This is a genomic window from Chachezhania antarctica, from assembly GCF_003646465.1.
Lineage (GTDB): Bacteria > Pseudomonadota > Alphaproteobacteria > Rhodobacterales > Rhodobacteraceae > Chachezhania > Chachezhania antarctica.
Genome location: NZ_QZEX01000001.1, coordinates 642296 through 667847 on the forward strand (window position 1 = coordinate 642296; position 25552 = coordinate 667847).

Genomic DNA, 25552 nt, shown 5'->3' on the forward strand with positions numbered 1-25552 from the left:
CCCTCACACGCGTTCGATTATGGACGCGATGCCCATGCCGCCGCCCACGCACATGCAGATCAGCGCGCGCTTCAGGTTCCGGCGTTCCAGTTCATCCAGCATCGTCGACACGAGGCAACCGCCCGTGGCGCCCAGCGGATGCCCCATGGCGATGGCGCCGCCGACGACGTTCAGCTTTTCGTCCGGCACGTTCAGGTCTTTCTGCAGACGCAGGGCGACCGACGCGAAAGCTTCGTTGATCTCGACCAGGTCGATATCGTCGATGGTCAGCCCGGCCTTGCGCAGCGCCTTTTCGGATGCCGGCCCCGGACCTGTCAGCATGATCGTGGGATCGGTTGCCGTCAGCGCGACCGACACGACGCGGCCGCGGGGTGTCAGGCCAAGGTCCTTGCCCGCTTGTTCATTGCCCAGAAGGATCAGCGACGCTCCGTCCACGATCCCGGACGAATTGCCCGGCGTGTGCACGTGATTGATCCGCTCGACCTCCGGGTATTTCGCCAAGGCGACCGCGTCGAAGCCGATGGACCCGGGCATCGCGAAGGAGGCCTTCAGCGCGCCAAGCTTCTGCATGTCGGTGTCGGGCTTGATGAAATCGTCCCGCTCAAGGATCACTTCACCCATGTCGTCCTTGATGGCCACGACGGACTTGTCGAACCAGCCGTTGTCGCGGGCATGGGCCGCGCGTTTCTGGCTTTCAAGCGCGAAGGCGTCGACGTCATCTCGGCTCCAGCCTTCGATGGTGGCGATCAGGTCGGCGCCGATGCCCTGCGGCACGAAGCCGGTGTTGATCGCGGTCTCCGGATCCTCGGCGAAGGGACCGCCATCGGCGCCCATCGGCACGCGCGACATGGATTCGTAGCCACCGGCGCACACGACATCTTCCCAGCCCGATGCGATCTTGGCGGCGGCGGTGTTGAACGTGTCGAGACCGCTCGCACAGAACCGGTTCACCTGCGCGCCCGCCACCTTTTCATCCCATCCGGCCGCCTGCAGCGCGATCTTCGGCAGCACGGCGCCCTGTTCCATCACCGGCGCCACGCAGCCCAGCATCAGGTCGTCGACGCGCGACGTGTCCAGATCGTGGCGCCCCTGCATTTCCTTCAGCAGCGTGGTGACCAGCGTGATGGGCTTCACTTCGTTTAGCGTGCCATCAGCCTTGCCCTTGGACCGGGGCGTGCGGATCGCGTCGTAGATGTAGGCTGTCTCAGCCATGGAACTCTCCTCCCAAAAACAAAATTCTGCCGGTCAGGCCGCGTCGGAAAACAGCATCCGGGGCAGGGGGTCAAAATCGGCGGCCGCCAGCAGCCGCGCTTCTCGTTTCTCGATACCTATGCCGCGCAGCATCACTTCGGCCGCGTCGGACCCGGCCTGCCGCCACGACCGGTGCCCGTGCAGCACCAGCGTCATCGCGCCAAAGGTCGCGCCGCCCAGCGTGCCCGCGACCGAGGCGACCTGATCGGACCCCAGGTCGAACCGGCCGCTTTCGATCCCGCGGTGCAGTTCGCGCGCGGGAAAACGGCCCCAGAAATTGCTGAGCTTGGGTTCCTTCACCGCGTAGCGCGCGACAAACCGGCCCCAGTGGGGTTCTTCATGCACGCGGCGGACGCACAGGCGGATCACGTTGGATAGCCGCGCGGCGGGATCTTCAAGGTCGGAGACACTCTCCTGCAGTCTGTCGGCCATCTCGCCCGCGACCATGTCGCAGACCGCGTCGAACAGGGTCGCCGGTTCCTCGAGATTGTTGTAGATCGTCCCGCGCGACAGCCCGGCCTCGCGCGCCAGATCGCTGATCGCAACGGTCGAGCCGCCCTTTTCGGCCAGCACCCGCATCGCGGCGGTGTGAATTCGGTCGATTGCCGTGCTCATGGGCACCCCGCGCTCCCGTCGTTGCGCGGATTGAGCATATGTGTCCAATTCTTGTCAATATTGTTCAATGACCTCCTGCCCCGCAGGGGCTGCCACGTCCCGGCCACCCAAAGCCCCGGGACGCGGTCCGCCGACGGCCGTTGTCCCGGCCTGCATGTGTTGCTAGGTGCCACTGACCGACAGTTTCCCCGAGGCATGCCATGACGTTTCCCTTCCCTCCCGTGCGGGCATGAGCGCCGTGGCGGGCAACCGCTGGGTCGCGCTGGCGCTGATCTGCCTTGGCGTCGTCGGCGGTATGACCACGTGGTTTTCGGCCACCGCCATCGTGCCCGACCTGATCCTTGACTGGTCCCTGAGCGAAGTGGCCGCCGCCTGGCTCACCAACGCCGTGCAGCTTGGCTTTGTCGCGGGCGCGCTGACCGCGTCGGCCATCAACCTGCCGGACCTCGTCCGCGCCGAACGGCTGGTCGCGGTATCCAGTTTTGCCGCGGCGCTGGCCAACCTCGTCCTGTTGCTGAACCCCGGCGCCGACGGGGCCATCGCGGCGCGGTTCCTGACCGGACTCTGCCTTGCGGGCGTCTATCCCACGGCGATGAAGCTTATGGCGTCGTGGTTCGTCACGGGCCGGGGGCTGGCGCTGGGGTTCCTTGTGGCGGCGCTGACGCTGGGATCTTCGGTCCCGCATCTCTTCCGCGCGCTGACGGCGGGCTATGACTGGCAGGCGGTTGTTATCGGAAGCTCGGCCGCGGCGGGGCTGAGCGGCGTGCTCTTCGCCGTCGCCGTGCGCGAAGGCCCGCATGGCTTCGGCACCGCCCGGTTCGATCCGCGTCAGGCGCTCGCGGTGCTGCGCTCGCGGCCCGTGTTTCTCGCCAATCTCGGCTATTTCGGCCACATGTGGGAACTTTACGGCATGTGGGCGTGGATCCTTGCCTTCGCCACGGCGGCCCAGGCGGGCGTGGTGCCGTTCCCGTTCGGTTCAGCCTCGATGCTCAGTTTCGCCGTGGTGGCCAGCGGCGTGATCGGATGCCTTGCGGGTGGCTGGCTGTCGGACCGGATCGGGCGTTGCTGGACGACGGCGGGGTTCATGGCCGTGTCAGGCAGTTGCGCCGTGGCGATAGGGTTCGCGTTCGACGGCCCGGCCTGGCTGTTGGGCACGGTGGCGCTGGTCTGGGGCATTTCGGTCATCGGTGACAGCGCGCAGTTTTCGACAGCCGTGACGGAACTGGCGGACCGGGGTTTCGTCGGCACGGCCCTGGCGCTGCAGACGGGGATCGGGTTTGCCCTGACGGCGGTGGCCATCTGGGCCCTGCCCCGGTTCGCGGCGCTGCTGGGGGGCTGGCAATGGGCGTTCCTGCTGCTGGTGCCCGGTCCGGTGGTAGGGGTGGCCGCGATGCTGGCCCTGCGCCGACGGCCCGAAGCGGCGGCCCTTGCAGGCGGACGGCGCTGAGACAGCCCCGGGACCGCGCAAGCGGGCCCATCGCGCCCGAGCTGGCCCGGCGGGAGCGCATCGCGCGACCGCCCGGGGGGTGGGTGGGGCCGGGGAGGGCGTGATCCCTTCCCGCCGGACACGCCACACCGCCATGGTATCCGGGGCCGGATTTGCCTAGACCAATGCGAAAGACCAAGAGCCGAGGAATCCCCATGTCCCAGTTGATCTTCGCCGACAGCCTGTCCCGACTGGGCACGGAATCGGCCTTTGTCGTCCTGGCCCGCGCGCAGGCTCTTGCAGCCGAAGGCCACGACATTATCAACCTCGGCATCGGCCAGCCGGATTTCCCGACCCCGCCCCATATCGTCGAGGCCGGCATCCGCGCGCTGCGCGACGGCCACCATGGCTATACGCCCGCCAATGGACTGCCGGCCCTGCGGGAGGCGGTGGCGGCGGACCTGCACAGGCGGCACGGGGTCGAGGTGAACCCCGATCACGTGGTCGTCGTCCCCGGCGGCAAACCCACGATGTTCTTCGCGATGCTGATGTTCGGACAGAAGGGGGCCGAGATCCTGTACCCGAACCCGGGCTTCCCGATCTACGAATCCGCCATCCGCTATTCCGGCGCCTCGGCCGTGCCCTATGGGCTGGAAGAGGCCAATGGCTTCGCCTTCTCGGCCGAGGCGGTACTGGACAAGATCACCCCGGCCACACGGCTCCTGATCCTGAACAGCCCCGCGAACCCGACCGGCGGCGTGACCCCGAAGGCGGAGATCGACAGGCTGGTCGCGGGGCTGGAGGCGCATCCCCATGTCGCGATCCTGTCGGACGAGATCTATTCCTGCATGCTCTATGGCGGACGGTCCCATGTCAGCCTGCTGCAATATCCCGAGATCCGGGGCCGGCTGATCATGCTGGACGGCTGGTCGAAGACCTATGCCATGACCGGCTGGCGGCTGGGCTATGCCGTCTGGCCCGAGGCGGCGGTGGACCATGTCACAAGGCTGTGCATCAACGATCATTCCTGCGTGAACGCGGCGACGCAATTCGCCGGGATCGCGGCCCTTGAAGGCTCGCAGGCGCCGGTGCGGGAGATGGTCGCCCAGTTCGATGCCCGGCGGCAAGTGATCGTCGAGGCGCTGAACGCCCTGCCCGGTGTGCGCTGCGCCGATCCGGCGGGGGCGTTTTATGCGTTTCCGAATATCGAGGGCACGGGGATGACGGCGAAGGAAGCGCAGGACCGGTTTCTGGACGAGGCCGGCGTCGCGACGGTTGCCGGGACATCGTTCGGCGCGTGGGGGGAAGGGTTCGTGCGCTTCTCCTATGCGAATTCGACGGAGAATATCCTGAAGGCGATTGATCGGATTTCCAACGTGCTTTGACCGGGGCGGTGCGTGCGGAGCACGCACTCTACGAGCGGTTTTGCATGGTGTGAACGTGGTCGGGACTGCGCCCGCGCGCGGCCCGCCCGCCCACCCCCGTCGGATAGCTTGCGCGATCCTCCTTGCCGCGCGCGGGCGCTGTCCCTGTGTTGGGCAGGGGTGTGTCCGCTTGGCGGCGCATGGGAAATCGCGCATGGTGCGCCGGCATCGAAAGGAGGGGACGATGGTGGATACCCGCGCGCACAAGCGGTTCCGGTCGCAGGAATGGCTGGACAACCCGAACAATCCGGGCATGACCGCGATCTATGTCGAACGCTATCTGAACCAGGCCTTCACGCGCGAGGAACTGCAGGGCGACCGGCCCATGATCGGAATTGCCAACACGGGATCCGACCTGGCCCCCTGCAACAAGATCCACGTCTTCCTGATGGACCGCATCAAGGCCGGTATCCGCGATGGCGGGGGCATTCCCATCGAGTTCCCGGTCCATCCGATCCAGGAGACCGCCAAACGCCCCACCGCCGCGCTGGACCGGAACCTGGCCTACCTGGGGCTGGTCGAGGTGCTGCATGGCTATCCGATCGACGGGGTGGTGCTGACCACCGGGTGCGACAAGACCACGCCGGCCATGCTGATGGGCGCGGCCACCGCCGACCTGCCGGCCATCGCGCTGAACGGCGGCCCGATGCTGGACGGCTGGTGGAAGGGCAAGCGCGCGGGATCCGGCACCATCGTGTGGGAAAGCCGCCGTCTGCTAGCCGAGGGCGAGATCGATTACGACGAGTTCATGGAGCGGGTCTGTGCCTCGGCCCCGAGCCTTGGTCATTGCAATACGATGGGCACGGCGTCGACGATGAACGCCATGGCCGAGGCGCTGGGCATGACGCTGCCCGGCAGTGCTGCCATCCCCGCGCCGTTCCGGGAGCGGATGGCGATGGCCTACGAGACCGGCAAGCGCATCGTGGCCATGGTGCTGGAGGATCTGAAACCCTCCGACATCATGACCCGTGCGGCGTTCGAGAACGCGATCGTCGTGAACTCTGCCATCGGCGGGTCGACGAACGCGCCGCCGCATCTGGCCGCCATCGCGCGGCATGTGGGCGTCGAACTGGATGTGACGGATTGGGAGACCGTGGGCTTCGACGTGCCGCTGATGGTCAACATGCAGCCTGCCGGAACCTACCTTGGCGAGAGCTTTTTCCGGTCGGGCGGCGTGCCAACCGTGATGGCGGAGCTTCTGGCAGCCGGGCGGGTGCATGGCGATGTCATGACCGCCTCGGGCCGGCGCATGGCCGAGACGCTGGAGCGCGCGGCACCAGCCGACGGTGACGTGATCACAACCTACGCCAAGCCGCTGCGCGACAAGGCCGGGTTCAAGGCGCTGTCTGGCAACCTGTTCGATTCGGCCTTGATGAAGACGGCCGTGATCTCGGCCGAGTTCCGGGCGCGGTTCCTGTCGGAGCCGGGCCGGGAAGGGATCTTCGAGGCCAGGGCCGTCGTGTTCGAGGGCCCGGAGGACTATCACGACCGGATCAACGATCCTGCACTGGAGATCGACGAGCATGTGATGCTGTTCATCCGCGGCGTGGGCTGCGTGGGATATCCCGGCTCGGCCGAGGTGGTGAACATGCAGCCGCCCGACGTTTTGCTGAAGGCGGGGGTCAGCCACTTGCCCACGGTGGGCGACGGGCGGCAGTCGGGGACGTCGGAAAGCCCGTCGATCCTGAATGCCTCGCCTGAATCTGCCGTGGGCGGCGGGCTGGCCTATCTGCGGACGGGCGACCGGGTGCGGCTGGATCTGAATTCCTCGACCCTCGATGCGCTGGTACTGGAGGCGGAATGGGCGCAGCGGCAGGCGTCGTGGGCGGCGCCGGTGCTGCATCACCAGACGCCGTGGCAGGAGATCTATCGGACCCATGTCGGGCAGCTGGCCCAGGGCGGGTGCCTGGAACTGGCAACGGCTTATCGGCAGGTCGCGAAGGATCTGCCGCGGGACAATCACTAAGGGGTGGAGGGGGCTCTGCCCCCGCCGCGCCATTCTGGCGCGACTCCCCCGGAGTATTGGGGGAAAGAAGAGAAAAAGGGATCAGGCCGGGACCGGCCGGCGGGAGGACGCGTGAAGACGATCATCATTACCGGCGCGGGGCGCGGAATCGGGCGGGCGTGTGCGGAAGCTTTTCTGGAAGATGGCTGGGCCGTCGGGCTCATCGGTCGGACGCCCGAACCGTTGGAAGAACTGGCGGAGGCTTGGCCGGATGCAGTGGCCATGCCCTGCGACGTGACCGACGAGGACGCCGTGGACGCGGCGTTCCAGCGGCTGACCGAGGGCTGGGGGCGGCTGGATGTGCTGTTCAACAATGCCGGTGTGTCCGTCATGGGCTCCACGGTGGACGAGATCTCTGTCGCGGACTGGCGGCGGGCCATCGACATCAACCTGACCGGCAGCTTCCTGTGCGCGCGGGCCGCGTTCCGGATCATGCGGGCGCAGGAGCCGCAGGGCGGGCGGATCATCAACAACGGCTCGGTGTCCGCCCATGCGCCGCGCTGGGGGTCGGCGCCTTATACCGCGTCGAAACATGCGATCACGGGGCTCACGAAATCGCTGGCGCTGGACGGGCGGCCCTTTGGCATCGCTTGCGGGCAGATCGACATCGGCAACGCGCTGACCGAGATGGCGGCCAAGATGGTCACCGGCATGCCGCAGGCGGATGGAGAGATCCGGCCCGAGCCGGTGATGGACGTGGGCGAGGTGACGCGCGCGGTCAGCTACATGGCGTCGCTGCCGCCGGCGGCCAACGTGCAGTTCATGACCGTGATGGCGACCAACATGCCGTTCATCGGCCGGGGTTGATCGGGTTGCGGCCGAATTCCGTTCATGCCAGTGAAATTGGGCAAATTGCGCCTTGGAGAAGAGAATGAAACTATTGCGATACGGTCCTCTCGGGGGCGAACGCACCGGGGTACTGGCCCCTGACGGGACGGTCCGTGACATCTCGGTCCATGTGCCGGAACTGGCGGGGCCCGCGGTGGCCAAGCATCGGCTGAAGGCGCTGGCCTCGGTCGATATCGACAGCCTGCCTGCCGTTGCCTCGCCGGGCCGGATCGGCGCCTGCCTGGCCTGGGTGCCGAATTTCCACTGCGTCGGGTTGAACTACACCAAGCACGCGCACGAGACCGGAATGCCGATCCCGGAAGAGCCGATCCTGTTTTCCAAGGCGACATCCGCCCTTGCCGGGCCGAACGATACGGTAGCCCTGCCGGCCGACGCGCAGAAGGGCGACTGGGAGGTCGAACTGGGCGTGGTGATCGGGGCCGAGGCCGAGAATGTCTCGGAAGAGGTCGCGCTGGATTATGTCGCGGGCTACTGCGTGATCAACGACCTGTCGGAACGCGCCTACCAGATGGAGCGCGGCGGGCAGTGGATCAAGGGCAAGTCGCTGCCGGGCTTCGGGCCGATAGGACCCTGGTTCGTGACCGCAGACGAGGTGCCGGATCCGCAAGTCCTGGGCCTGTCGCTGGATCTGAACGGCGAGCGGGTTCAGGATTCGGATACCTCCGACATGATCTTTTCGGTGCGACACATCATTAGCCACATGAGCCGGTTCATGCGGCTGGTGCCGGGCGACATAATCGCCACGGGCACGCCTTCGGGCGTGGGCCTTGGGATGTCGCCGCAGCGCTTCCTGCGGGACGGTGACGTGATGAGCCTTCGGATCGACGGCCTGGGCGAACAGCGCCAGGAGGTCGTTCAGGGCTGACGCGCGCGCCCCCCCGCGCCAGTGCGGCGCGGGGGAGGATCATTAGGCGCAGAACGCCTTTCTGGACATCGCCATCGAACGGACGGCGGGAAGGCTGCTCATCATCTCGGCATGGGCGCCGACGGCTGCGGCTGCCACGGGGTGGGCGACGTTATGCAGCTCGATATCGCCAAGCGGCATGACATCGAGGCTGTCGCCCGGCGGCACGACATCGGCGGTCACAACGATGCGGTGATCGCCGGTCTTGGCATAGTCGGCCAGCCGCGCCGCGATGTTGGCGGGTTCGCCGACGACCGTGAAATCTAGCCGCTCGCGCGAGCCGACATTCCCCCAGGTGACCGAGCCATAGGCCACGCCGATCGCCGCCTCGCACGGCGCTGAAAGCCCGGCCCCGAGATTGCGCAGGCTTTCCGTGATCTGGCGCGCCGTCGACAGCGCCTGCCCCCGGGCGGCATAGCCGCCTTCGGCCGGGAAAACCGCCAGGACGGCGTCGCCGATGAACTTCAGCACTTCGCCGCCATTGCCGTGGACGAGGTCCGACACCGTTTCGAAGAACTCGTTCAGGAAGCGGATATAGGCGCTGCGGCCCAGTTCGGCCTCGAGCCCGGTCGAATTGCGCAGGTCGACGAACATGATGGCGGCGTCGATCTCCTCGCCGTGGCCGCGGCGGATCTCTCCGCCAAGGACGCGCGCGCCCGAACGTTTGCCGACATAGGTTTCCAGCAGGGATTGCGCGTTCTCGCGCTGCATGAAGACCTCGAAATAGCGGCTGATCACGGTCGAACATTCGAACATCAGGCCAAGGTTCGCCGTGGTGAAGCCCTGCGGATGGTTCGATGTCAGCGTCAGAACGTTGATCCGCCCGTCCGAGAATTTCAGCGGCATGGCGACGTAATCGGTTCCGCCCATGGCGCGCAGATCGGCCATGATCGGGAAGGTGTCGGGCGTGTCGGGATCGTTCAGACGTTGCCGCACGCCGCCCAGCCCGTTCGAGACATGGCGCAGCGGGCTGGCGGCATAGCCGGGATGATCGTGGATCTCGTAGGACGGCGCGAAGGTCGACACCTTGCTGTTGCCGTCCTTGTCCCGCGACCAGACATAGTTCTTGCCCGCGATGGTGGGATCGAGCGACCAGACCATGATCGACATCCGCGCGATCGGAACGCCGCTTTCGACCAGTTTCAACCCCAGCGCCTCGGCAAAGGCATCGGGCGTCTGGATCTTGCCGGCCTCGCGCAGAAGCCAGTCGACGAGCGGGCCCGACATGTTGCCGTCGCGCGGCGGGCGCAGCACGTTGTCGCCAAGGTCCAACCTGTCGGCCACGCCGGGCATGAAGGCCACGTAGCCGTCGATGCAATGGCTTTCGGGCAGGGGGCTGGAATAGTGCCAGATCGCCTGTTCGATCTTCTCGCCGTTCACGGTCAGGCCGCGATAGGCGGCCGTGCCCTTGAAGGGACAGAAGGTCTGCAGGTCGGACGGGGTCCCGGGGGGGACGACCAGGTCTTCCTCCGGGAAGTAGACCACCGGGTCGAGCCGGGTTTCGTACATCACCTTGGCACGTGTCGTCGACGCCAGAAGCGCACCGTTGCGCCATGCGCTGACACGGCCGGTCAGCGGTTCGACATCGATGCCGTAGCCGGGCTCGGAAAAGGGGACGTGAACGTTCATGACGTCGTCTTTCGGATCGTGATTCTAAGGCTGCGCTTGCGCGAAGCCTTCATCAAATGGGGTAAGAGGGTCGAATTGCCAATGGCGCGGGCGGCATTCCCGCCATGCACTGGCGCATGCGGACTATGCGCTCAGGCACAGTGACGCAAGGTAAGGATATTCGGACCATCCCGGTCACAGGTCCGATCACGGGCATGTCAGCAGCAGCAAGTTCTCCCGTATTTGACGGGATCGGAACTGGACGTGCCCGCCGCAAAGGGCGAAACTGCCCCTAACGGTTGCTCCGTTCGTCAGGGCGACCCGGGGAGAACGCAGGAAAGACATATGCAAAGACATCTTATCGCCGCCGCGCTGGGCCTTGCCCTTGCTCTTTCATCATTCGCCGCGCAGCCCGTCCGGGCCGAGGACGGCCAGATCACCCGTGCCGTCGCCGGGCTGGCCGCGATCGCGCTGATCGGCGCAGCCGTCTCGCAGGCGGGCAAAGACAAGCACGACGCCTACGTGAAGCCGGAACACCATGGCCGCAAGACGGACGAGAATACCCTGCCAATCGCCTGCCTGAAGGATTACCCCGTAGCCGGGGCGGACAAGCGGCTGGTCGGGCGCGGCTGCCTCATCAAGCATTACCGCAACGTGGCCGGCCTGCCCGGGTCCTGCGAGTTCCGCTTTCGCATGAAAGGGCACGATCATATCGGCTATGATCCGGGCTGCCTGCGCAATCATGGTTTTGCCATCGGGTAACCGGGGGCGCGCGGCCCGGCGGGCCCGCGCCGCTGGTGTCACCTTGCCGAACGGAGGCTGCAACGCTTGACCAAGCCCATGCTGCGCGAGCTTGTCCCCTGTCCCGACCAACGGTTCGAAGACGAACTGCTGGCCGACGGCTATACCGTTGTGGCCGGCGTCGACGAGGTCGGCCGCGGCCCGCTGGCCGGGCCGGTGACGGCCGCAGCGGTGATCCTCGACCTGAGCGTGCTGCCCGAGGGCCTGAACGATTCCAAGAAACTGGGACCGCGCGAACGCGAACGGCTGACGCTTGTTCTGCAGCAATGCGCGCAGATCTCGGTCGCGCATGCCACGGTCGAGGAAATCGACCGCCTGAACATCCTGCGCGCGAGCCACCTTGCAATGTGCCGGGCGGTCGAGGGGCTGTCTATCGCCCCGAACGCGCTGCTTGTGGACGGCTCGCTGGTGCCGCGCGGCCTGAAAATGCCCGCCCGCGCGCTGGTGAAGGGCGACGCGCGGTCGCTGTCCATCGCCGCGGCCTCCATCGTGGCCAAGACGGCGCGCGACCGGATCATGGCCGAACTGGCCGAGGAATGTCCGGGCTATGGATGGGAAACGAATGCCGGATATCCGACGCCAGCGCACAAGGCGGCCCTGCTAGATCTGGGGGTAAGTCGGCACCATAGACGCTCCTTTCGGCCCGTCCACAACATCTTGTATCAGGGGAAATTCTTAACCCCTTGATTCAAAAAGAAATTGACGGCGAATCAGGAATGACTCATTCTCTGTAAGACCCCAACGAGTGCAAAAACGCACCGCCCACAGGGGACGAGGCAGAGATATGACCAAGACAACGCCCCGGGCAGCCCCCGGTTGCGGCGACAGAAATGTGCCGCGCAACGAGATTCTTCAAGGCGATTGCATCGCTGAAATGAACCGGCTGCCCGCCGGTTCAGTGGATCTGATTTTCGCCGATCCCCCTTACAACCTGCAGCTCAAGGCGGATCTGCACCGGCCCGACAATTCGCGCGTCGATGCGGTGGATGACGAATGGGACAGGTTCGCATCTTTCGAGACCTACGACAAGTTCACCCGCGCATGGCTGGCCGCCGCGCGGCGCGTGCTGAAGCCCAACGGGGCGATCTGGGTGATCGGATCCTACCACAACATCTTCCGCGTGGGCGCGTCGCTGCAGGATGCGGGCTACTGGATCCTGAACGACGTCGTGTGGCGGAAGTCGAACCCGATGCCGAACTTCCGCGGCAAGCGGCTGACCAACGCGCACGAGACGATGATCTGGGCCTCGCGCGATGAGGGCGCCAGGTACACGTTCAACTACGAGGCGCTGAAATCCCTGAACGAAGGAATCCAGATGCGGTCGGATTGGGTGCTGCCGCTGTGCACGGGCCATGAACGTCTGAAGGACGGCAACGGCGACAAGGCGCATCCGACACAGAAGCCGGAATCGCTGCTCCACCGCGTTCTGATCGGAACGACCAATCCGGGTGACGTAGTGCTGGACCCGTTCTTCGGCACCGGGACCACCGGCGCCGTCGCCAAGATGCTGGGCCGCGACTACATCGGGATCGAGCGCGAGGACAAGTACATCGCACTGGCCAAGAAACGGATCGACCGGGTGCGGCGGCTGGACAAGTCGGCGCTCGAGGTCTCGACCTCGAAACGCACGGCGCCGCGGGTGCCGTTTGGCCAGCTTGTCGAACGGGGCATGCTGCGGCCGGGCGAACAGCTTTACAGCATGAACGGACGCCATTCCGCCAAGGTGCGGGCCGACGGGACGCTGGTGGGGGGCGACGTGACCGGTTCGATCCACCAGGTCGGCGCGCATCTGGAAGGTGCGCCCAGCTGCAATGGCTGGACGTACTGGTGCATCCGCAAGGAAAAGATGCTGGTGCCCATCGACCATTTCCGCCAGCAGATCCGTGACGAAATGGGGGCCTGACGGCCTGGGACTACCTGCGCGATTGCGTCGCGGATGTGAATCCCCTTAACACTCCCTATCTCTCCAATTACGCATCGGCGGCTTTACCGGCTGCCGATGCGGTATAGGATAGCCCGATCCGGCGTCTGCAATCGGAGAGTGTCATGGCTGAGACGACAAGCGGCGGCCTGCCGTTGTTGCGGTTCCTGCGGGACCCCGATGCCGACCCGGGGGAAGCGCATGCCAATGCGCGGACCGAACAGGCCCTTGAGCGCCACAAGAAGGAAGGCATGGAGCTTGCCGTCCGCGCCCGGTTCGTTGCGCTGGGCGTGATCGCGATCATGCTGCCATTCCTGAATTTCAGCATGGAGATGCTGTACTACGAGGTGCTGCTGGGCCTTCTGGCGCTGAACGGCTGGGCGCAGCGGCGGATCGGACGGGTGGGCAAGAACCGCGCGGAACTGGCGCTGATCTTCCTTGACCTTGTTCTGATGACCATAGCGTTCGTGGTGCCAAGCCCCTTTGCCGAGGAAGTCTGGCCGACACCGATGCTGTTCCGGTTCGACAACTTCACCTATTTCTTCGTGATCCTTGCGGGGGCGACGCTGGCCTATTCCTGGCGGACCATTTTCGCCATCGGCGTGTGGACGGCGGGCCTGTGGGCCCTGGCGATGTTCGGCGTCTGGAAATGGGGCTATTTCATCCCCGAACTCAGCGCCGCGTCGGCCGAAGCCTTCGCTGATTACCCGGCGATGGCGCGGATCCTGGATCCCAACGGCCTGAACCTGGATCTGCGGCTGCAGCAGACAGTGATCTTCATTCTGGTCGCCTTCACGCTGGGACTGGCGATGCGGCGCTACAACAAGCTGGTGCTGGGCAACGCGGTGCTGGAACGCGAACGCGCGAACCTGTCGCGCTATTTCTCGCCCAACGTGGTGGATGAACTGAGCCAGAACGACGAACCGCTGAAGCAGATCCGCACGCACAACGTGGCGGTGCTGTTCATCGATATCGTGGGCTTTTCAAGCTTTGCCGCCGACCGTCATCCCGAGCAGGTGATCGGTACCTTGCGCGATTTCCACAGCCGGATGGAGGCGCAGGTATTCGCCCATGGTGGCACGCTCGACAAGTACCTGGGCGACGGTCTGATGGCGACATTCGGAACGCCCATGGCCGGCCCGCAGGACGCAAGCGCGGCCCTTGGCTGCGCGCGGGCGATGATCGCGGCCGTCGAGGCGTGGAACGCGGAGCGGCGCGCGGAGGGCGAGCCCGAGCTGCGTGTCAGTGTCGGGGTGGATTACGGGCCGGTGGTTCTGGGCGATATCGGCGCCAACCGGCTGGAGTTCTCGGTCATCGGCAACACGGTCAACGTGGCGAACCGACTGGAAAAGCTGACCCGTCCGCTGGATGTGCGGATCGCCGTCAGTGACGCGGTCCGGGGGCAGGCGCTGAAGGAAGACGGCGGGGCCGAGGCGGCGGATGGCCTGACGGATCGCGGGGCGCAGGAGATCCGGGGGCTGGAAAGACCGGTGAAGGTCTGGTCGCTGGGCTGACGGGATCGCGCCCGTCGGAGGCGTCCCGCCCGCCCACCCCCGCCGCCTCCGGGCGCGATGGCGCGCGGTCGCGCGCCGGGCCCGGGGTTAGCGGGGCAGGGGCAGGGTGTGTTTCGTGTAGGGCGTCCAGTCGGTGATTTCGGGGTAGTACATCTTGCGCCACGCCCGCACGCGCGGGTTCATCATCCGTCGCCAGACGGGCGGGATCATCGCGATGCAGCCCATCAGCGGGTAGCCATAGGGCAGCTGCGGCGCGGCGCTGGCATCGTGGTGTTGCAGCAGCGGGAACCGACGGTCCGGCTTGTAATGGTGATCGGAATGGCGCTGGAGGTTGATCAGAAGCCAGTTCGAGGCCCGATGCGAGGCGTTCCAGCTGTGGCGGGGACGGACATGTTCGTAGCGTCCTTCTCCCAGATGCTTGCGCGTCAGCCCGTAGTGTTCGACGTAATTCACCAGCTCCAGCTGCCAGATCGCCGTCAGGGCCTGGAACAGGAACAACGCCAGCCCGTACCAGCCGCCGGCGATCAGGGCGAGCGCCAGCATCAGCGCCTGAAGCGCTGCATAGCGGTAGAACGGGTTCGAGAGGTCGGTCGCCTTGCGCCCGGCGCGGGCCTGCTTCGCGGCCTCGGCCGACAGGGCCGACCGGAAGCATTGGTGCAGGACGCGCCGGAAGAAACGGTGGAAGCCTTCGTTGTAGCGCGCCGTCACTGCGTCGCGCGGGGTGCCGACATGGCGGTGATGGACCAGCAGGTGTTCCGACCGGAAATGGGAATAGAGCGCCATGGCCATGAGCACATCGGCCAGAAACCGTTCCTTCCGGGATTTCTGGTGCATCAGTTCGTGGGCGTAATTGATCCCGATGGTGCCCGTCAGGATTCCCATGCCGAAGAAGGCCGCGAACGCACCGAAGGCGGACAGGTGATCCGCCCGCGTCACGTACCAGATCAGCGCATAGAGCGAGATGAATTGCGCCGGCACCCACAGCATCGTCAACCGCCGGTAAAGGGTAAGCGCCGCGTCGGGCGTCTGCGGATCGGCGTTTTCCGCGGTGATGCCCAAAAGCCCGTCGGCCGCAGTGAAGACCCACCAGGTGACCAGCGGCACGATCAGCAGCCAGAGGCCGCCCGCGGCGGCGCCGATCCAGACCAGCGGGATCAGCAGGAAGCTGACGTAGAACGGCAGGGCGTGGCGCCAGGATTGCAGAAGATCGCGCGGGATCATGGGGATCGGTCCTAGGGTTCGGGGGGCACTATATCACGGCGCGGTATCACCCCAAGACCGGATGATGCCGCGCAAGATCGAAGGCCTTGCGCATGACCGTTGGCAGGTCCGAGGGACGGAAGGTGTCAGGGGGCAGATACTCCCCGCGCGTGACGGGTTCGGAGCCGTCGAGGCGGGCGACCTCGATCCGAAGTATCAGGTGGAAATGGGTGAAGGTGTGCCGGACCTCCCCCGCGATGGGCTGCCAGTCGGCATTTGCCGGAGGGGCCGGCTCCGGCGCGGCCTCGGCCCAATCGGTGCCGGGCCAGCCCAGCATGCCGCCCAGAAGCCCCCGGTCGGGCCGGCGTTCCAGAAGCCATGCGCCATCGGCGCGGCGGGCAAGATAGGCCGTGCCATGGCGGGTGGGTTTCGGGGCCTTGGGTGTCTTCCTTGGCAGCTCGGCCGCCGTGCCGTTGGCGTGTGCAAGGCAGCCACTGTTCAGCGGGCAGAGCGCGCAGACCGGCCCCCGTGGCGTGCAGATCGTGGCGCCCAGATCCATCAGCGACTGGGCGTAATCACCCGGCCGGGCCGCGGGCGTGTGCGCCTCGGCCAGTGCGGTGAGTTCCGGCTTGGCGGCGGGCAACGGCGTTTGCACATCGTGCAGACGGGCCATGACGCGTTCGATATTGCCGTCGACCACCGTTTCCGGCCGGTCGAAGGCGATCGCGCCGATCGCCGCGGCCGTGTAGGGGCCGATGCCGGGCAGCTTCAGAAGCCGGGCGCGGTCGGACGGGAATAGGCCGTCGTGTTCGGTCGTGACCACGCGGGCGCATTTCAGCAGGTTGCGGGCGCGGGCATAGTAGCCAAGGCCCGCCCATTCGCCCATCACGTCGCCGTCCTCTGCCGCGGCCAGCGCCTGAACCGTGGGCCAGCGGGAGGTGAAACGGTGGAAATAGTCCTTCACCGCCGCGACGGTGGTTTGCTGCAACATGATCTCGGACAGCCAGACGCGATACGGGTCGGGCATCACACCGGCCGCCCGGTCCTCCGGGCTGACGCGCCACGGCAATTCGCGGGCGTGGATATCGTACCAGCCAAGCATCGCCGCAGCCACGGAAGGAGTCGTGTCGTCGTCACGCAATCTTTATGCTCCGGTCAGGCGGATTCGCTGGTGTGTCCCCGGGCCTAGCCTAGAATGCACCAGAGCGACAGGGAGTGGCACAATGGCGCCCAGGCCATCATCGACGCGCGGGTTCAAGCGCACCGCAAGCATTCTGGACACGAAGATCCGGAAGGCCGGCGAAAGCCGGGGCTTTGCCGTGTCGCGCGTGCTGACCCACTGGGAGGAGATCGCGGGCCCCGAGATCGCGAAGATGGCCAAGCCCGTGAAGGTGAATTACGGACGGGCGAGCTTTGGCGCCACGCTGACGGTGCTGACCACGGGCTCGATGGCGCCGATGCTGGAAATGCAGAAGGATCGCCTGCGCGAACGGGTGAACGCGGCCTACGGATACAACGCGATCAGCAAGGTTCTGATCACCCAGACGGCGCCCACCGGATTCGCCGACGGCCAGCATCCGTTTGCCGCGCGCCCTCCCGACGAGACGGAACCGGACACGAAACACGTAGAAGCCTCTGCCGCACGTGCGGCAGAAGGCGTTGCAGACGAAGGACTTCGTGCCGCGCTTGAACGTTTGGGGCGTGGCGTACTATCGAAGACCGGACAAAAGGAAAGGGGCCAGACATGACCCGCATGATGACACTGATCGGGGCAGCTGCCCTCATGACCATGGGCCTGTTGGCAGTGCCCGCACTGGCGCAAAGCGACGCCGAAACCCCCGAGATTGTGGAGATGGTTCTGGGCGATCCCGACGCACCGGTCGAGATCAAGGAATACGCCTCGTTCACCTGCCCGCATTGCGCCAGCTTCCACACCGGCGCGTTCAAGCAGCTGAAAAAAGATTACATCGATACCGGCAAGGTGAAGCTTGTCTACCGCGATGTCTATTTCGACCGTTTCGGCCTGTGGGCGTCGATGATGGCCCGCTGCGGCGGGGAAGAGAAGTTCTTCGGCATTGCCGACATGATCTACAATACCCAAGCCGACTGGACCCGCGCGGGCGATCCGACCGCGATCGTTGGTGAGCTTCGCAAGATCGGGAAGATTTCCGGCATCGACGATGCTGAACTGGACGCCTGTTTTGCCGACGCCGAAAAAGCGCAGGCGTTGGTCGAATGGTACCAGGCCAACGCGACCGAAGACGGGATCCAGGCTACGCCGACCTTCATCATCAGTGGCGATCTGGTCGAAAACCAGCCCTATGACGATCTGAAGGCAGTCATCGAAGAGAAGCTTGGCAACTGATGAGCGCACCGCTTGCTGGCCTGAAGGTCATTGAACTGGCGCGCATCCTGGCCGGCCCCTGGGCCGGTCAGACGCTTTCCGACCTGGGCGCCGAAGTGATCAAGCTGGAAAGCCCCGAAGGCGACGACACCCGCCGCTGGGGCCCGCCCTTCGTGGAGCGCGATGGCGATGTCTCTGCGTCCTATTACCATTCCACCAACCGCGGCAAGGCGTCGGTGATCGTCGATTTCTCGACCCCCGAAGGGCAGGCCAAGGTGCGCGAGCTCGTGGCCGGGGCCGATGTGTTCCTTGAGAACTTCAAGGTCGGCGGGCTGAAGAAATACGGGCTGGATTACGACAGCCTGCGGGAGGTGAACCCGGGTCTGATCTATTGCTCGGTCACCGGCTTCGGGCAAACGGGGCCCTATGCGCACCGGGCGGGGTACGATTTCATCATCCAGGGCATGTCCGGGCTGATGTCGATCACGGGCGAACCGGGCGGCCAGCCGCAGAAATGCGGCGTGGCGATCACCGACCTCTTCACCGGCATCTATTCGGTCAACGCGATCCTTGCGGCTTTGTATCAGCGGCAGGCGACGGGCAAGGGCCAGCATATCGACATGGCGCTGCTGGATTGTGCCGTGGCGGTGACCGCAAACCAGGCGCTGAACTACCTGACGACCGGCGTGGCCCCGGGGATGATGGGCAATGCCCACATGAACCTGACGCCCTACCAGGTGTTCGATTGCGCCGACGGTTTCATCATCATCGCGACGGGCAACGATGCCCAGTATCGCCGCCTGTGCGGGGTCCTTGGGCTGGACGAGATGGCGGAGCATCCGGATTTCATCGGCAACTCCCAACGCATCGCGAACCGGGACGAACTGACCCGCCGCCTGACCGCGGCCACGCTGACATGGAGCAAGACGGATCTTCTGGCCGCCTGCGAGAGCGTCGGTGTCCCGGCAGGACCCATCAACGATCTGGAGGAGGTCATGGCCGATCCGCAGGTTCAGGCCCGCGGCATGCAGATCGAATTGGACGGCGTGCCGGGTGTGCGATCCCCGTTCCGGTTTTCGGACGCGGAACTGGCGTTGCACCGGCCCGCCCCTAAGCTTGGGCAAGACGGGTAGAGCGGTCGCCCGCAACCTCCACAAGAAGAAACAAGCGCAGCGCCCGGCCCTGGGTGGGCGCTGACAACCGCAATCGGATGAGGGGCGCGGGTATCCGCCTTCGCATCGTTCGGAGCGAGACATCACCAAGCGCCCTCCCGTGGGGATGGTCTGGCGTTGCCCGGGGTGCCCCCGGGCGGGACGGTGAGTGAATGCCGGGTCTGGCCCTTACTTGCGCACTTGCACTTTCGGCGCCAGCGGAGCGGCTTCCGCGATCATCTGCGTCAACGCCTCGGCACCATGCACATTCAGCCGAACCGGCAAAGTGATGACCCGCGACCGCCAGCTATGGGGCAGGCGGGCGGCGTCCTTTTCGGTGCAGACAAGCTGAGCGCCCATGGCGAAGGCCTGCGCTTCCATCCGTGTCAAAAGGGCTGCCGCCAATGGCTGGTGATCGTCCAGCGGATGGGTCGCGACCAGATCGGCGCCCAGCCCGCGCAGCGTGTCGAAGAACTTTCGCGGCTGGCCGATTCCGGCGAAGGCCACGACCTTCAGACCGTCCCAGTCCATGCCGGTTTGAAGCGGCTGCAATTCCGCCGTCACGTGCGGGCAGGGGATCGTGTCCCCCCATATCTCGGCAAACTGCTCCTGCGCCTCGGCGTCTCCGATGGACAGGACAGCACTGGCGCGCGACAGGCCTTCGGCCACCGGTTCGCGCAGGGGGCCGGCGGGAATGCAGCGGCCGTTGCCGAAGCCCTGCGCCGCGTCCACCACGACAAGCGACAGATCCTTCGCAAGTCCCGGATCCTGAAAACCATCGTCCAGAACCAGCACCGTCGCCCCGGCAGCAACCGCGGCCCGTGCCCCGGCGGCGCGGTCCCGGGAAACCCAGACCTCGGCAAAGCTGGCCAGCAGCAGGGGTTCGTCGCCCACGCGGTCCGGTCCGTGCTTGCGGGGATCGACCTGCAGGGGGCCCGTCTCGCTGCCGCCGTATCCGCGCGAAATCACGTGGGGTGTGTGGTGCATCTTGCGCAGCGCCTCGACCAGCCAGATGACGGTCGGTGTCTTGCCGGTGCCCCCCGCGTTCAGGTTCCCGGCGCAGATGACGGGCACGCCCGGATCAACGGGCGCACCATCCGCCACCCGTTTCCGGGTCGCCCGGGCATAAAGCGCGCCCAGCGGCTGCAAGGCCCGCGCCTGCCATGCAGGGCGGTCGGGCGGGGTGGTCCAGAACTCAGGGGCGCGCATCGAGTTTCGCCTGTACCAGTTCGACCAGTCGGTCCGCGAGCCCCGCGCCCTCTGTCGCGACCGTCCAGCCGGCAAGCGCCATGGCGGCGGCCGCATCGGGCGCCGACAGGCGGGTGACGGCGACCGAAAGCTCGTTGGCGTTGGTCACGGTTCGCGCGGCGCCGACCTGTTCCAGCCTGACATAGCTGGCTCCGTGGTTGCGCACATGCGGCCCGTGCAGGATGGCCGACCCCAGCGCAGCGGCCGGCAGCGGGCATTGCCCCCCGGTCTGGGGTGTCAGCGATCCCCCCAGGAAGGTGACCGGCGCGGCCCGGTACCACAGCCCCAGCGCCTCGGGATCCTCGCAGACGACGGCCTGGATATTGTCCTCGATCTCTGTATCGGGATCCCAGCGTTCGGCGCGCAGGCCGGGGCGGTGCATGGTATCGACCAGCGGCTGCGCCTCGTCCGGGTGGGCCACGTGCGCCACCAGCAAAAGCCGGTGCGACAGGCGCACCGACATGCGGTGGGCCGCGACAACCGTATCGAACTCCGCCCGCTCGAGCCCCGCCGCCAGCCAGACGGGACGACCCGCCAATTGGCCGGTCAGGTCTTCGAAGGCGGTTTCGTCAAAGACGGGAGGCGTGACGCTCACCGACAGGCGCGCGCTTTCCTCGACCTGGTCGGGCGTGCGGACAAGCCTGCGGATGGCATCCGTGGCCGAAGGGCCGGTGGTCAGGATCGGGTCGAACAGACCCAGCGTGCTGCGCTGCCCCCCGCGCCATAGACCGCGGAGCGACACCGCATCGTCGCGGCTGATATCGGCGAGGATCATCGGCATCTTCCGCGCGCCGGCCTTGTGGATCAGCCCGGGGATCAGCGGCAGCCCGGCCCAGAGACCGACATCCGGCGCCCAGTGTGCCAGGAACTGTCGGGCGATGTTGCCGCCATCGTTGGCCAGCCGCTCCATGTGGTCGATCCCGATTCGGCGCAATTGCGCGGGCGGCGCCACGTCTGGGGCCACCGTCAGAAGCGCGTAAAGATCCGGCCGCTGCGCCTTGCAGCGGGTCGCGATGTCGGCCAGTGCCGCGGCGCGTTCGGCCGACGTCGCGTGCATCCACAGGACCTCGGCCCCGTCAGGGCGGGTCAGGGATATGTCATCGCTGCCGCGGGCCAAGGGTGCCGGATGGATCAGTGCAGTTCCTCGGTCGACGAGGCTTCGCGTTCCTCGTCCCTCAGCCGATGGATGTGGGCAATGAAGTAACGCATGTGGGCGTTGTCCACGGTGCGCTGCGCCTCGGCTTTCCATGCCTCGTAGGCGGCCTGGTAGGACGGGAACATGCCCACGATGTGGATGTCGTCGACATCCTTGAAGGTGGTCTTGCTGGGGTCGACAAGTTCGCCCCCGAAGACAAGGTGAAGGCGTTGCGTCATGGGCGGCATCCTTTCGGTTGCAGGGCGAAACCGGCCGGCAGGGGGCCGGCGGGCGCTTGGGGTCAACCTACGCGGACGGGACTGCCGGTCAAGGCTTTGGCAGGCCCGGGCGCAGATCAGGACGGTATTGATACGGCCGCGGCCAACTGGCCGTGCACCGCGGCCCCGCCGGCCAGAATGCCGTTCACCATCGGGTGGGCGTTGTTGAACTTCAGCGTCAGGCCCGCGCGGTCGGTCACCCGGGCGCCCGCTTCGCGCAGGATCAGGTCGCCGGCCGCCACGTCCCATTCCCAACTGGGGCGGAGGGTGATCATGCCGTCGAACCGTCCCTGCGCCACCATCGCCATCCGGTAGGCCAGCGACGGGCGGTAGACGCGGTGGAATTTGGGCGCCGCTCCGTCCCGCCAGTGATGCGCATCCAGCGCCGGGCGGGCGGCAAGGATATCGGCGTTCTCCAGCCCCGGCCGGGTGGAGGGGGCGATGGGCTCCCCGTTCAGGAAGGCACCCTTGCCCGCGACGGCCGAATAGAGCTTGCCCAGCTTCGGCAGGTAGATCACCGCGGAGGTCACGATCCCGTCTTCGGCCACGGCCAGGGCGTGGGCCCAGGTGCTGGAGCCTTCGGCGAAACTGCGGGTGCCGTCGATGGGATCGACGATGAAGACCTTGCCGCGCGACAGCCGGTCGGCGTCATCGTCCGACTCCTCGGACAGCCAGCCGTACCCGGGCCGCGCGGGGCGCAGGATTTCGGCCAACCGTTCGTTCACGGCCAGGTCGCTTTCGGTGACAAGCCCGGTGCCGTCGGCCTTTTCCCACGATTTCGCACGCGGCCCGGGCACGCGCAGCGCGATCTTGCCGGCCGCATCCGCGGCGTCGATCAGCAGGTCGATGTCACTGCCCGGCAATGGTCATCCCGTCGATCAGAAGCGAAGGCACGACATTCGACAGGTAGGTGCGGGCATCGTTGGCCGGCACGATCCGCATCAGCATCTCGCGCAGGTTGCCGGCCAGCGTGCATTCGTTGACGGGGTAGACGATCTCGCCGTTTTCCACCCAGAAGCCCGAGGCCCCGCGGGAATAATCGCCGGTGTTCGGATTGATGGTCGACCCGATCATCGAGGTGACCAGAAGCCCGGTGCCCATCTGGGCGATCAGGTCGGCGCGGCTTTGGTCGCCTTGCGTCAGCGCGATGTTCCAGTTCGTGGGCCCCGGCGTGCCGGAGATCGCGCGCGCGGCGTTGCCGGTGGACTGCATCCCCAGCTTCCGCGCGCTGGCCAGATCCAGTGTCCAGCCCGTCAGCACGCCATCTTCGACGATCGCGCGGCGGGCAGTGGGCAGGCCTTCGCTGTCGAACGGGCGCGAGCCGCCGATGCGCGCGCGGTGCGGGTCCTCGATCACCGACAGATGCGCGGGCAGGACCTGTTCGCCAAGGTTGTTCTTCAGCCACGATGCCCCGCGCGCCACGGCCGCGCCATTGGCGGCCGACAGCAGGTGACCGATCAGAGAGCTTGAGATCCGTTCATCGAACAGCACCGGATACGTGCCCGTCTTGGGGCGCCGCGCGCCCTGCAGGGCCACGGCGCGTTCCCCCGCGATCCGGCCGATATCGGCGGGGCCGCGCAGATCGCCGCGATGGGCGCGGGCATCGCCGTCGCCGTCGCGTTCCATCCCGGTGCCGGTCCCGGCAATGGCGGTGCAATAGAGCGAATGGCTGGTGCGCTGGAACGTACCCGAAAATCCGTTGGTGGCGGCCAGCGCCATTTCGTATCGGCCGGCGCCGGCATGGGCGCTGTCGGACTGGGTGACGCCCGGAACAGCCATAGCCGCGGCTTCGGCGGCGAAGGCGGCATCGCGCAGATCGTCGGGCGCGGGCATGTCGCCCCCGTCGTCAAGGTCGAGCCCTTTGCCGTCGCGAATGTCGGACAGTTGGGCAGGATCGGCGATGCCGGCATATTTGTCCTCGGGTGCCGCGCGGGCCATCGCAACGGCGCTTTCGGCCAGTTGCGCGACCCGGTCGGGCGCCGTCGCCCCTTCGCCCGAGGCGGAAACAACCGCCTGCCGCTGGCCCACGAAGACCCGCAGCCCCAGGTCGGTCGAATCCGACCGTTCCGCCATTTCCAGCGCCTGCCCCCGCACTTCGATCGAAATCGAACTGCCGCGCAGCACCACCGTGTCGGCGGTATCGGCGCCGGCCTTGCGGGCGGCGTCCAGAAGGGCTGCGGTGATGGTTTCGAGAGGCACGGGAGAGGTCGTCATGTCGGGTTCCAGTCTGACCGGTCGGGTCCGGCTGGACCTATCGCCGGGGGCCGTTGCAGGCAAGGGGCGGGCATCAAAAAGGGCCGCGCGAACGGCGGCCCCTTTCCGGAAAAATGGATCGAAATCACTGGATCCGCTGTCCGTTCGCGATGATATGGCCGTCTTCGTTGATCTCGAGCTCCGAGGTCAGCGTGTCGTCGCCCTGCGGCACGGCGAACATCGCCATCATCATCCGCATGCCATTGGCCATCTCGTCCTGGATCAGGCCCATCTGGATCAGCCGGTCCAGCAGCGCGTTGCCACCCGTCAGTTCCACGTTCACCTTGCCCGTGGGCTTGGGCATCCCGAACGTTTCCGTGTCGGAATTGTCGAAGGTCGCGGCACCCTGCGCGAACAGCTGCGCGCCCGCCGCCTTGAGCAGCAGCGAATTCAGCGACAGCTCGTTCAGTTCGACCGGGGGCGTTTCGCCGACAAGCTCGGAAGGATCCATCAGGTCCTTCAGCATCGTCAGAAGACCGTTCACGTTCAGCGCGGCCGACATCGGTTCGCGCGGCAGAACGCTTTGCGGATCGACCAGCTTCCAGATGTCATCCGACATCGTGAAATCTTCCATCGCCAGCGTTGCGCTGAAGCCCTGCGGCGTTTCCGATTTCATGACCGGAATTTCCAGCCCGAAGGCGCCGGTTTCCATCTCGATCGACATCGGGAAGGGAAGCTGTCCCGAGGTCAGCTCCAGTTTCTGGCCCTGGGCACCGATGTCCAGCAGGAAGGAGTTCCTGTCCATGCCCACCGAATAGGTGCCGCTTTCGGACGAGGACGCGAACGAGAACGGCGTGCCGTCGCCGGTGCCTTCCATCCGGGTCGTGGCCTGGCCGAACGTCGCGGTCGTGCCCATGGCAAAGCCCGCGTTCAGGTAGGCGGCCGGGTCCGTGGACATGTCGGCATCCGTGCTGAGCGGATAGTCGACCGTCCCGTCGGCCGCCACCGACGCGATGTCGCCCGCCAGCTTCACGTCGCCTTCCCCGCCTTCGTCGTCGGGCATCTTCGCGTCGATCTCGTAGGTGACCGAGGCGGCGCTGAACGTCTGGCTGACGCTGCGCAATGCGCCGATTGTGACGACGGATTTCGAGGCCACGTCGCGCATCTCGAACCCGCCCGCGAGCTCTGCCCCTTCGGGAAGCGGATCGGGGCTGGACGTGATCTCGCCCAGTTCCAGCGCCAGGGTTTCGGATGCGTAATCATAGGTCATCGCATCCGGGTCTCCGGTGACCGTGAAGCCGGGCGATGACTGCGTCAGCGTCATGTCGACGGAAAATGTGTTCTGCTCTCCGTCCTCGTCGACAACCGCCGTCACGGAAATCGGGGCCGACTCGGCCATGCTGACCGTGACGGATCCGTCGTCCTCGCCTGTCAGGGTCATTTCCGGCAAGGTTGCGGTGATGTTGGCGTCCGCGGACGGCTCCGCCTGTTCAAGCGTCATCTCGCTCAGCGTCAGCGCGTTGCCCGACCGGGTTTCGGTCGCCGTGACCGAATACCCCTGTCCTTCGATCTGTGCCTTGATGTCGGCCCAGACGTCGGCGGGCGTCACATCCGCGGCCGCGACCTGGGCAAGCAGCGTGATCGCGGTGGCCGCGCCACTGAGGCGCGCGAGGGAATACGTCATG

The 25552-nt window shown here is 66.4% G+C and carries 23 protein-coding genes; 12 read left to right on the plus strand and 11 right to left on the minus strand.

Annotation, left to right across the window (positions count from 1 at the left end; genetic code table 11):
• Positions 1 to 3: 3 nt before the first annotated feature.
• Positions 4 to 1212 carry an acetyl-CoA C-acetyltransferase gene (locus D4754_RS03125; RefSeq protein WP_121061422.1) on the minus strand — a complete coding sequence of 403 codons (1209 nt, stop codon included), beginning with the start codon at positions 1210 to 1212 and terminating at the stop codon, positions 4 to 6.
• Positions 1213 to 1245: 33 nt separating this feature from the next.
• Complete coding sequence (locus D4754_RS03130) at positions 1246 to 1866, minus strand: TetR/AcrR family transcriptional regulator (protein ID WP_121061423.1); 621 nt, start codon at positions 1864 to 1866, stop codon at positions 1246 to 1248.
• A 229-nt stretch (positions 1867 to 2095) separates the two neighbouring features.
• Here D4754_RS03130 and D4754_RS03135 point away from each other — a divergent pair, with 229 nt between their 5' ends.
• The 5 genes from D4754_RS03135 (at position 2096) to D4754_RS03155 (ending at position 8435) form a co-directional block, all read left to right on the plus strand.
• Positions 2096 to 3313 (plus strand): MFS transporter, encoded by a 1218-nt coding sequence (locus tag D4754_RS03135; RefSeq protein WP_121061424.1) that lies wholly within the window; start codon positions 2096 to 2098, stop codon positions 3311 to 3313.
• Positions 3314 to 3507: 194 nt separating this feature from the next.
• Complete coding sequence (locus tag D4754_RS03140) at positions 3508 to 4677, plus strand: pyridoxal phosphate-dependent aminotransferase (protein WP_121061425.1); 1170 nt, start codon at positions 3508 to 3510, stop codon at positions 4675 to 4677.
• Between the two features lie 223 nt (positions 4678 to 4900).
• Positions 4901 to 6682 carry an IlvD/Edd family dehydratase gene (locus tag D4754_RS03145; protein WP_121061426.1) on the plus strand — a complete coding sequence of 594 codons (1782 nt, stop codon included), beginning with the start codon at positions 4901 to 4903 and terminating at the stop codon, positions 6680 to 6682.
• A gap of 111 nt (positions 6683 to 6793) precedes the next feature.
• Positions 6794 to 7528 carry an SDR family oxidoreductase gene (locus D4754_RS03150; protein WP_121061427.1) on the plus strand — a complete coding sequence of 245 codons (735 nt, stop codon included), beginning with the start codon at positions 6794 to 6796 and terminating at the stop codon, positions 7526 to 7528.
• A gap of 64 nt (positions 7529 to 7592) precedes the next feature.
• Complete coding sequence (locus tag D4754_RS03155; RefSeq protein ID WP_121061428.1) at positions 7593 to 8435, plus strand: fumarylacetoacetate hydrolase family protein; 843 nt, start codon at positions 7593 to 7595, stop codon at positions 8433 to 8435.
• Between the two features lie 42 nt (positions 8436 to 8477).
• On the opposite strand, the gene D4754_RS03160 is transcribed toward D4754_RS03155, so the two are convergent.
• Positions 8478 to 10103, minus strand: coding sequence for a DUF427 domain-containing protein (locus D4754_RS03160; RefSeq protein WP_121061429.1), 1626 nt, complete (start codon positions 10101 to 10103; stop codon positions 8478 to 8480).
• A gap of 324 nt (positions 10104 to 10427) precedes the next feature.
• Here D4754_RS03160 and D4754_RS03165 point away from each other — a divergent pair, with 324 nt between their 5' ends.
• The 4 genes from D4754_RS03165 (at position 10428) to D4754_RS03180 (ending at position 14318) form a co-directional block, all read left to right on the plus strand.
• On the plus strand, positions 10428 to 10844 hold the full coding sequence (locus tag D4754_RS03165; RefSeq protein ID WP_121061430.1) for a hypothetical protein: 417 nt from the start codon (positions 10428 to 10430) through the stop codon (positions 10842 to 10844).
• Between the two features lie 78 nt (positions 10845 to 10922).
• Positions 10923 to 11570: a ribonuclease HII gene (locus D4754_RS03170; RefSeq protein WP_121061431.1), complete on the plus strand. Its 648-nt coding sequence runs from the start codon at positions 10923 to 10925 to the stop codon at positions 11568 to 11570.
• A gap of 97 nt (positions 11571 to 11667) precedes the next feature.
• Positions 11668 to 12786 (plus strand): site-specific DNA-methyltransferase, encoded by a 1119-nt coding sequence (locus D4754_RS03175; protein WP_121061432.1) that lies wholly within the window; start codon positions 11668 to 11670, stop codon positions 12784 to 12786.
• A gap of 143 nt (positions 12787 to 12929) precedes the next feature.
• Positions 12930 to 14318, plus strand: a complete 1389-nt coding sequence (locus D4754_RS03180; RefSeq protein ID WP_121061433.1) for an adenylate/guanylate cyclase domain-containing protein — start codon at positions 12930 to 12932, stop codon at positions 14316 to 14318.
• Between the two features lie 87 nt (positions 14319 to 14405).
• Here D4754_RS03180 and D4754_RS03185 read toward each other — a convergent pair whose 3' ends face one another.
• The gene (locus D4754_RS03185; protein WP_121061434.1) at positions 14406 to 15539 is read right to left on the minus strand and encodes an alkane 1-monooxygenase; all 1134 of its coding nucleotides are present in this window, start codon (positions 15537 to 15539) and stop codon (positions 14406 to 14408) included.
• A gap of 46 nt (positions 15540 to 15585) precedes the next feature.
• Positions 15586 to 16659 (minus strand): A/G-specific adenine glycosylase, encoded by a 1074-nt coding sequence (gene mutY, locus D4754_RS03190; protein ID WP_420837185.1) that lies wholly within the window; start codon positions 16657 to 16659, stop codon positions 15586 to 15588.
• 82 nt (positions 16660 to 16741) lie between these two features.
• On the opposite strand from mutY, the gene D4754_RS03195 reads away from it, so the two are divergent.
• Genes D4754_RS03195 through D4754_RS03205 form a run of 3 tightly spaced genes read left to right on the plus strand, consistent with a single transcriptional unit; the run spans position 16742 to position 18995 of the window.
• The gene (locus tag D4754_RS03195; RefSeq protein ID WP_121061435.1) at positions 16742 to 17266 is read left to right on the plus strand and encodes a DUF721 domain-containing protein; all 525 of its coding nucleotides are present in this window, start codon (positions 16742 to 16744) and stop codon (positions 17264 to 17266) included.
• Positions 17263 to 17883 carry a DsbA family protein gene (locus D4754_RS03200; protein ID WP_121061436.1) on the plus strand — a complete coding sequence of 207 codons (621 nt, stop codon included), beginning with the start codon at positions 17263 to 17265 and terminating at the stop codon, positions 17881 to 17883. The genes D4754_RS03195 and D4754_RS03200 overlap by 4 nt, the downstream gene beginning before the upstream one ends.
• Entirely contained in the window at positions 17883 to 18995 is a 1113-nt protein-coding gene (locus D4754_RS03205; RefSeq protein ID WP_121061437.1) for a CaiB/BaiF CoA transferase family protein, read from the plus strand. Before D4754_RS03200 ends, D4754_RS03205 begins: the two co-directional genes overlap by 1 nt.
• A gap of 207 nt (positions 18996 to 19202) precedes the next feature.
• On the opposite strand, the gene lpxK is transcribed toward D4754_RS03205, so the two are convergent.
• The 6 genes from lpxK to D4754_RS03235 all read right to left on the minus strand — a co-directional run bounded on the left by lpxK (position 19203) and on the right by D4754_RS03235 (position 25551).
• A complete protein-coding gene (gene lpxK, locus D4754_RS03210) occupies positions 19203 to 20222 on the minus strand; it encodes a tetraacyldisaccharide 4'-kinase (RefSeq protein ID WP_121061438.1) in 1020 nt (339 codons plus the stop codon).
• Positions 20209 to 21378 carry a 3-deoxy-D-manno-octulosonic acid transferase gene (locus D4754_RS03215; RefSeq protein ID WP_163025754.1) on the minus strand — a complete coding sequence of 390 codons (1170 nt, stop codon included), beginning with the start codon at positions 21376 to 21378 and terminating at the stop codon, positions 20209 to 20211. The genes lpxK and D4754_RS03215 overlap by 14 nt, the downstream gene beginning before the upstream one ends.
• Positions 21379 to 21392: 14 nt before the next feature.
• Positions 21393 to 21635, minus strand: coding sequence for a DUF4170 domain-containing protein (locus tag D4754_RS03220; protein WP_121061440.1), 243 nt, complete (start codon positions 21633 to 21635; stop codon positions 21393 to 21395).
• A 116-nt stretch (positions 21636 to 21751) separates the two neighbouring features.
• Positions 21752 to 22537: an inositol monophosphatase family protein gene (locus D4754_RS03225; RefSeq protein ID WP_121061441.1), complete on the minus strand. Its 786-nt coding sequence runs from the start codon at positions 22535 to 22537 to the stop codon at positions 21752 to 21754.
• Positions 22524 to 23888 carry a TldD/PmbA family protein gene (locus tag D4754_RS03230; protein WP_121061442.1) on the minus strand — a complete coding sequence of 455 codons (1365 nt, stop codon included), beginning with the start codon at positions 23886 to 23888 and terminating at the stop codon, positions 22524 to 22526. Before D4754_RS03230 ends, D4754_RS03225 begins: the two co-directional genes overlap by 14 nt.
• 124 nt (positions 23889 to 24012) lie before the next feature.
• Entirely contained in the window at positions 24013 to 25551 is a 1539-nt protein-coding gene (locus D4754_RS03235; RefSeq protein WP_121061443.1) for a DUF2125 domain-containing protein, read from the minus strand.
• Position 25552: the final 1 nt, after the last annotated feature.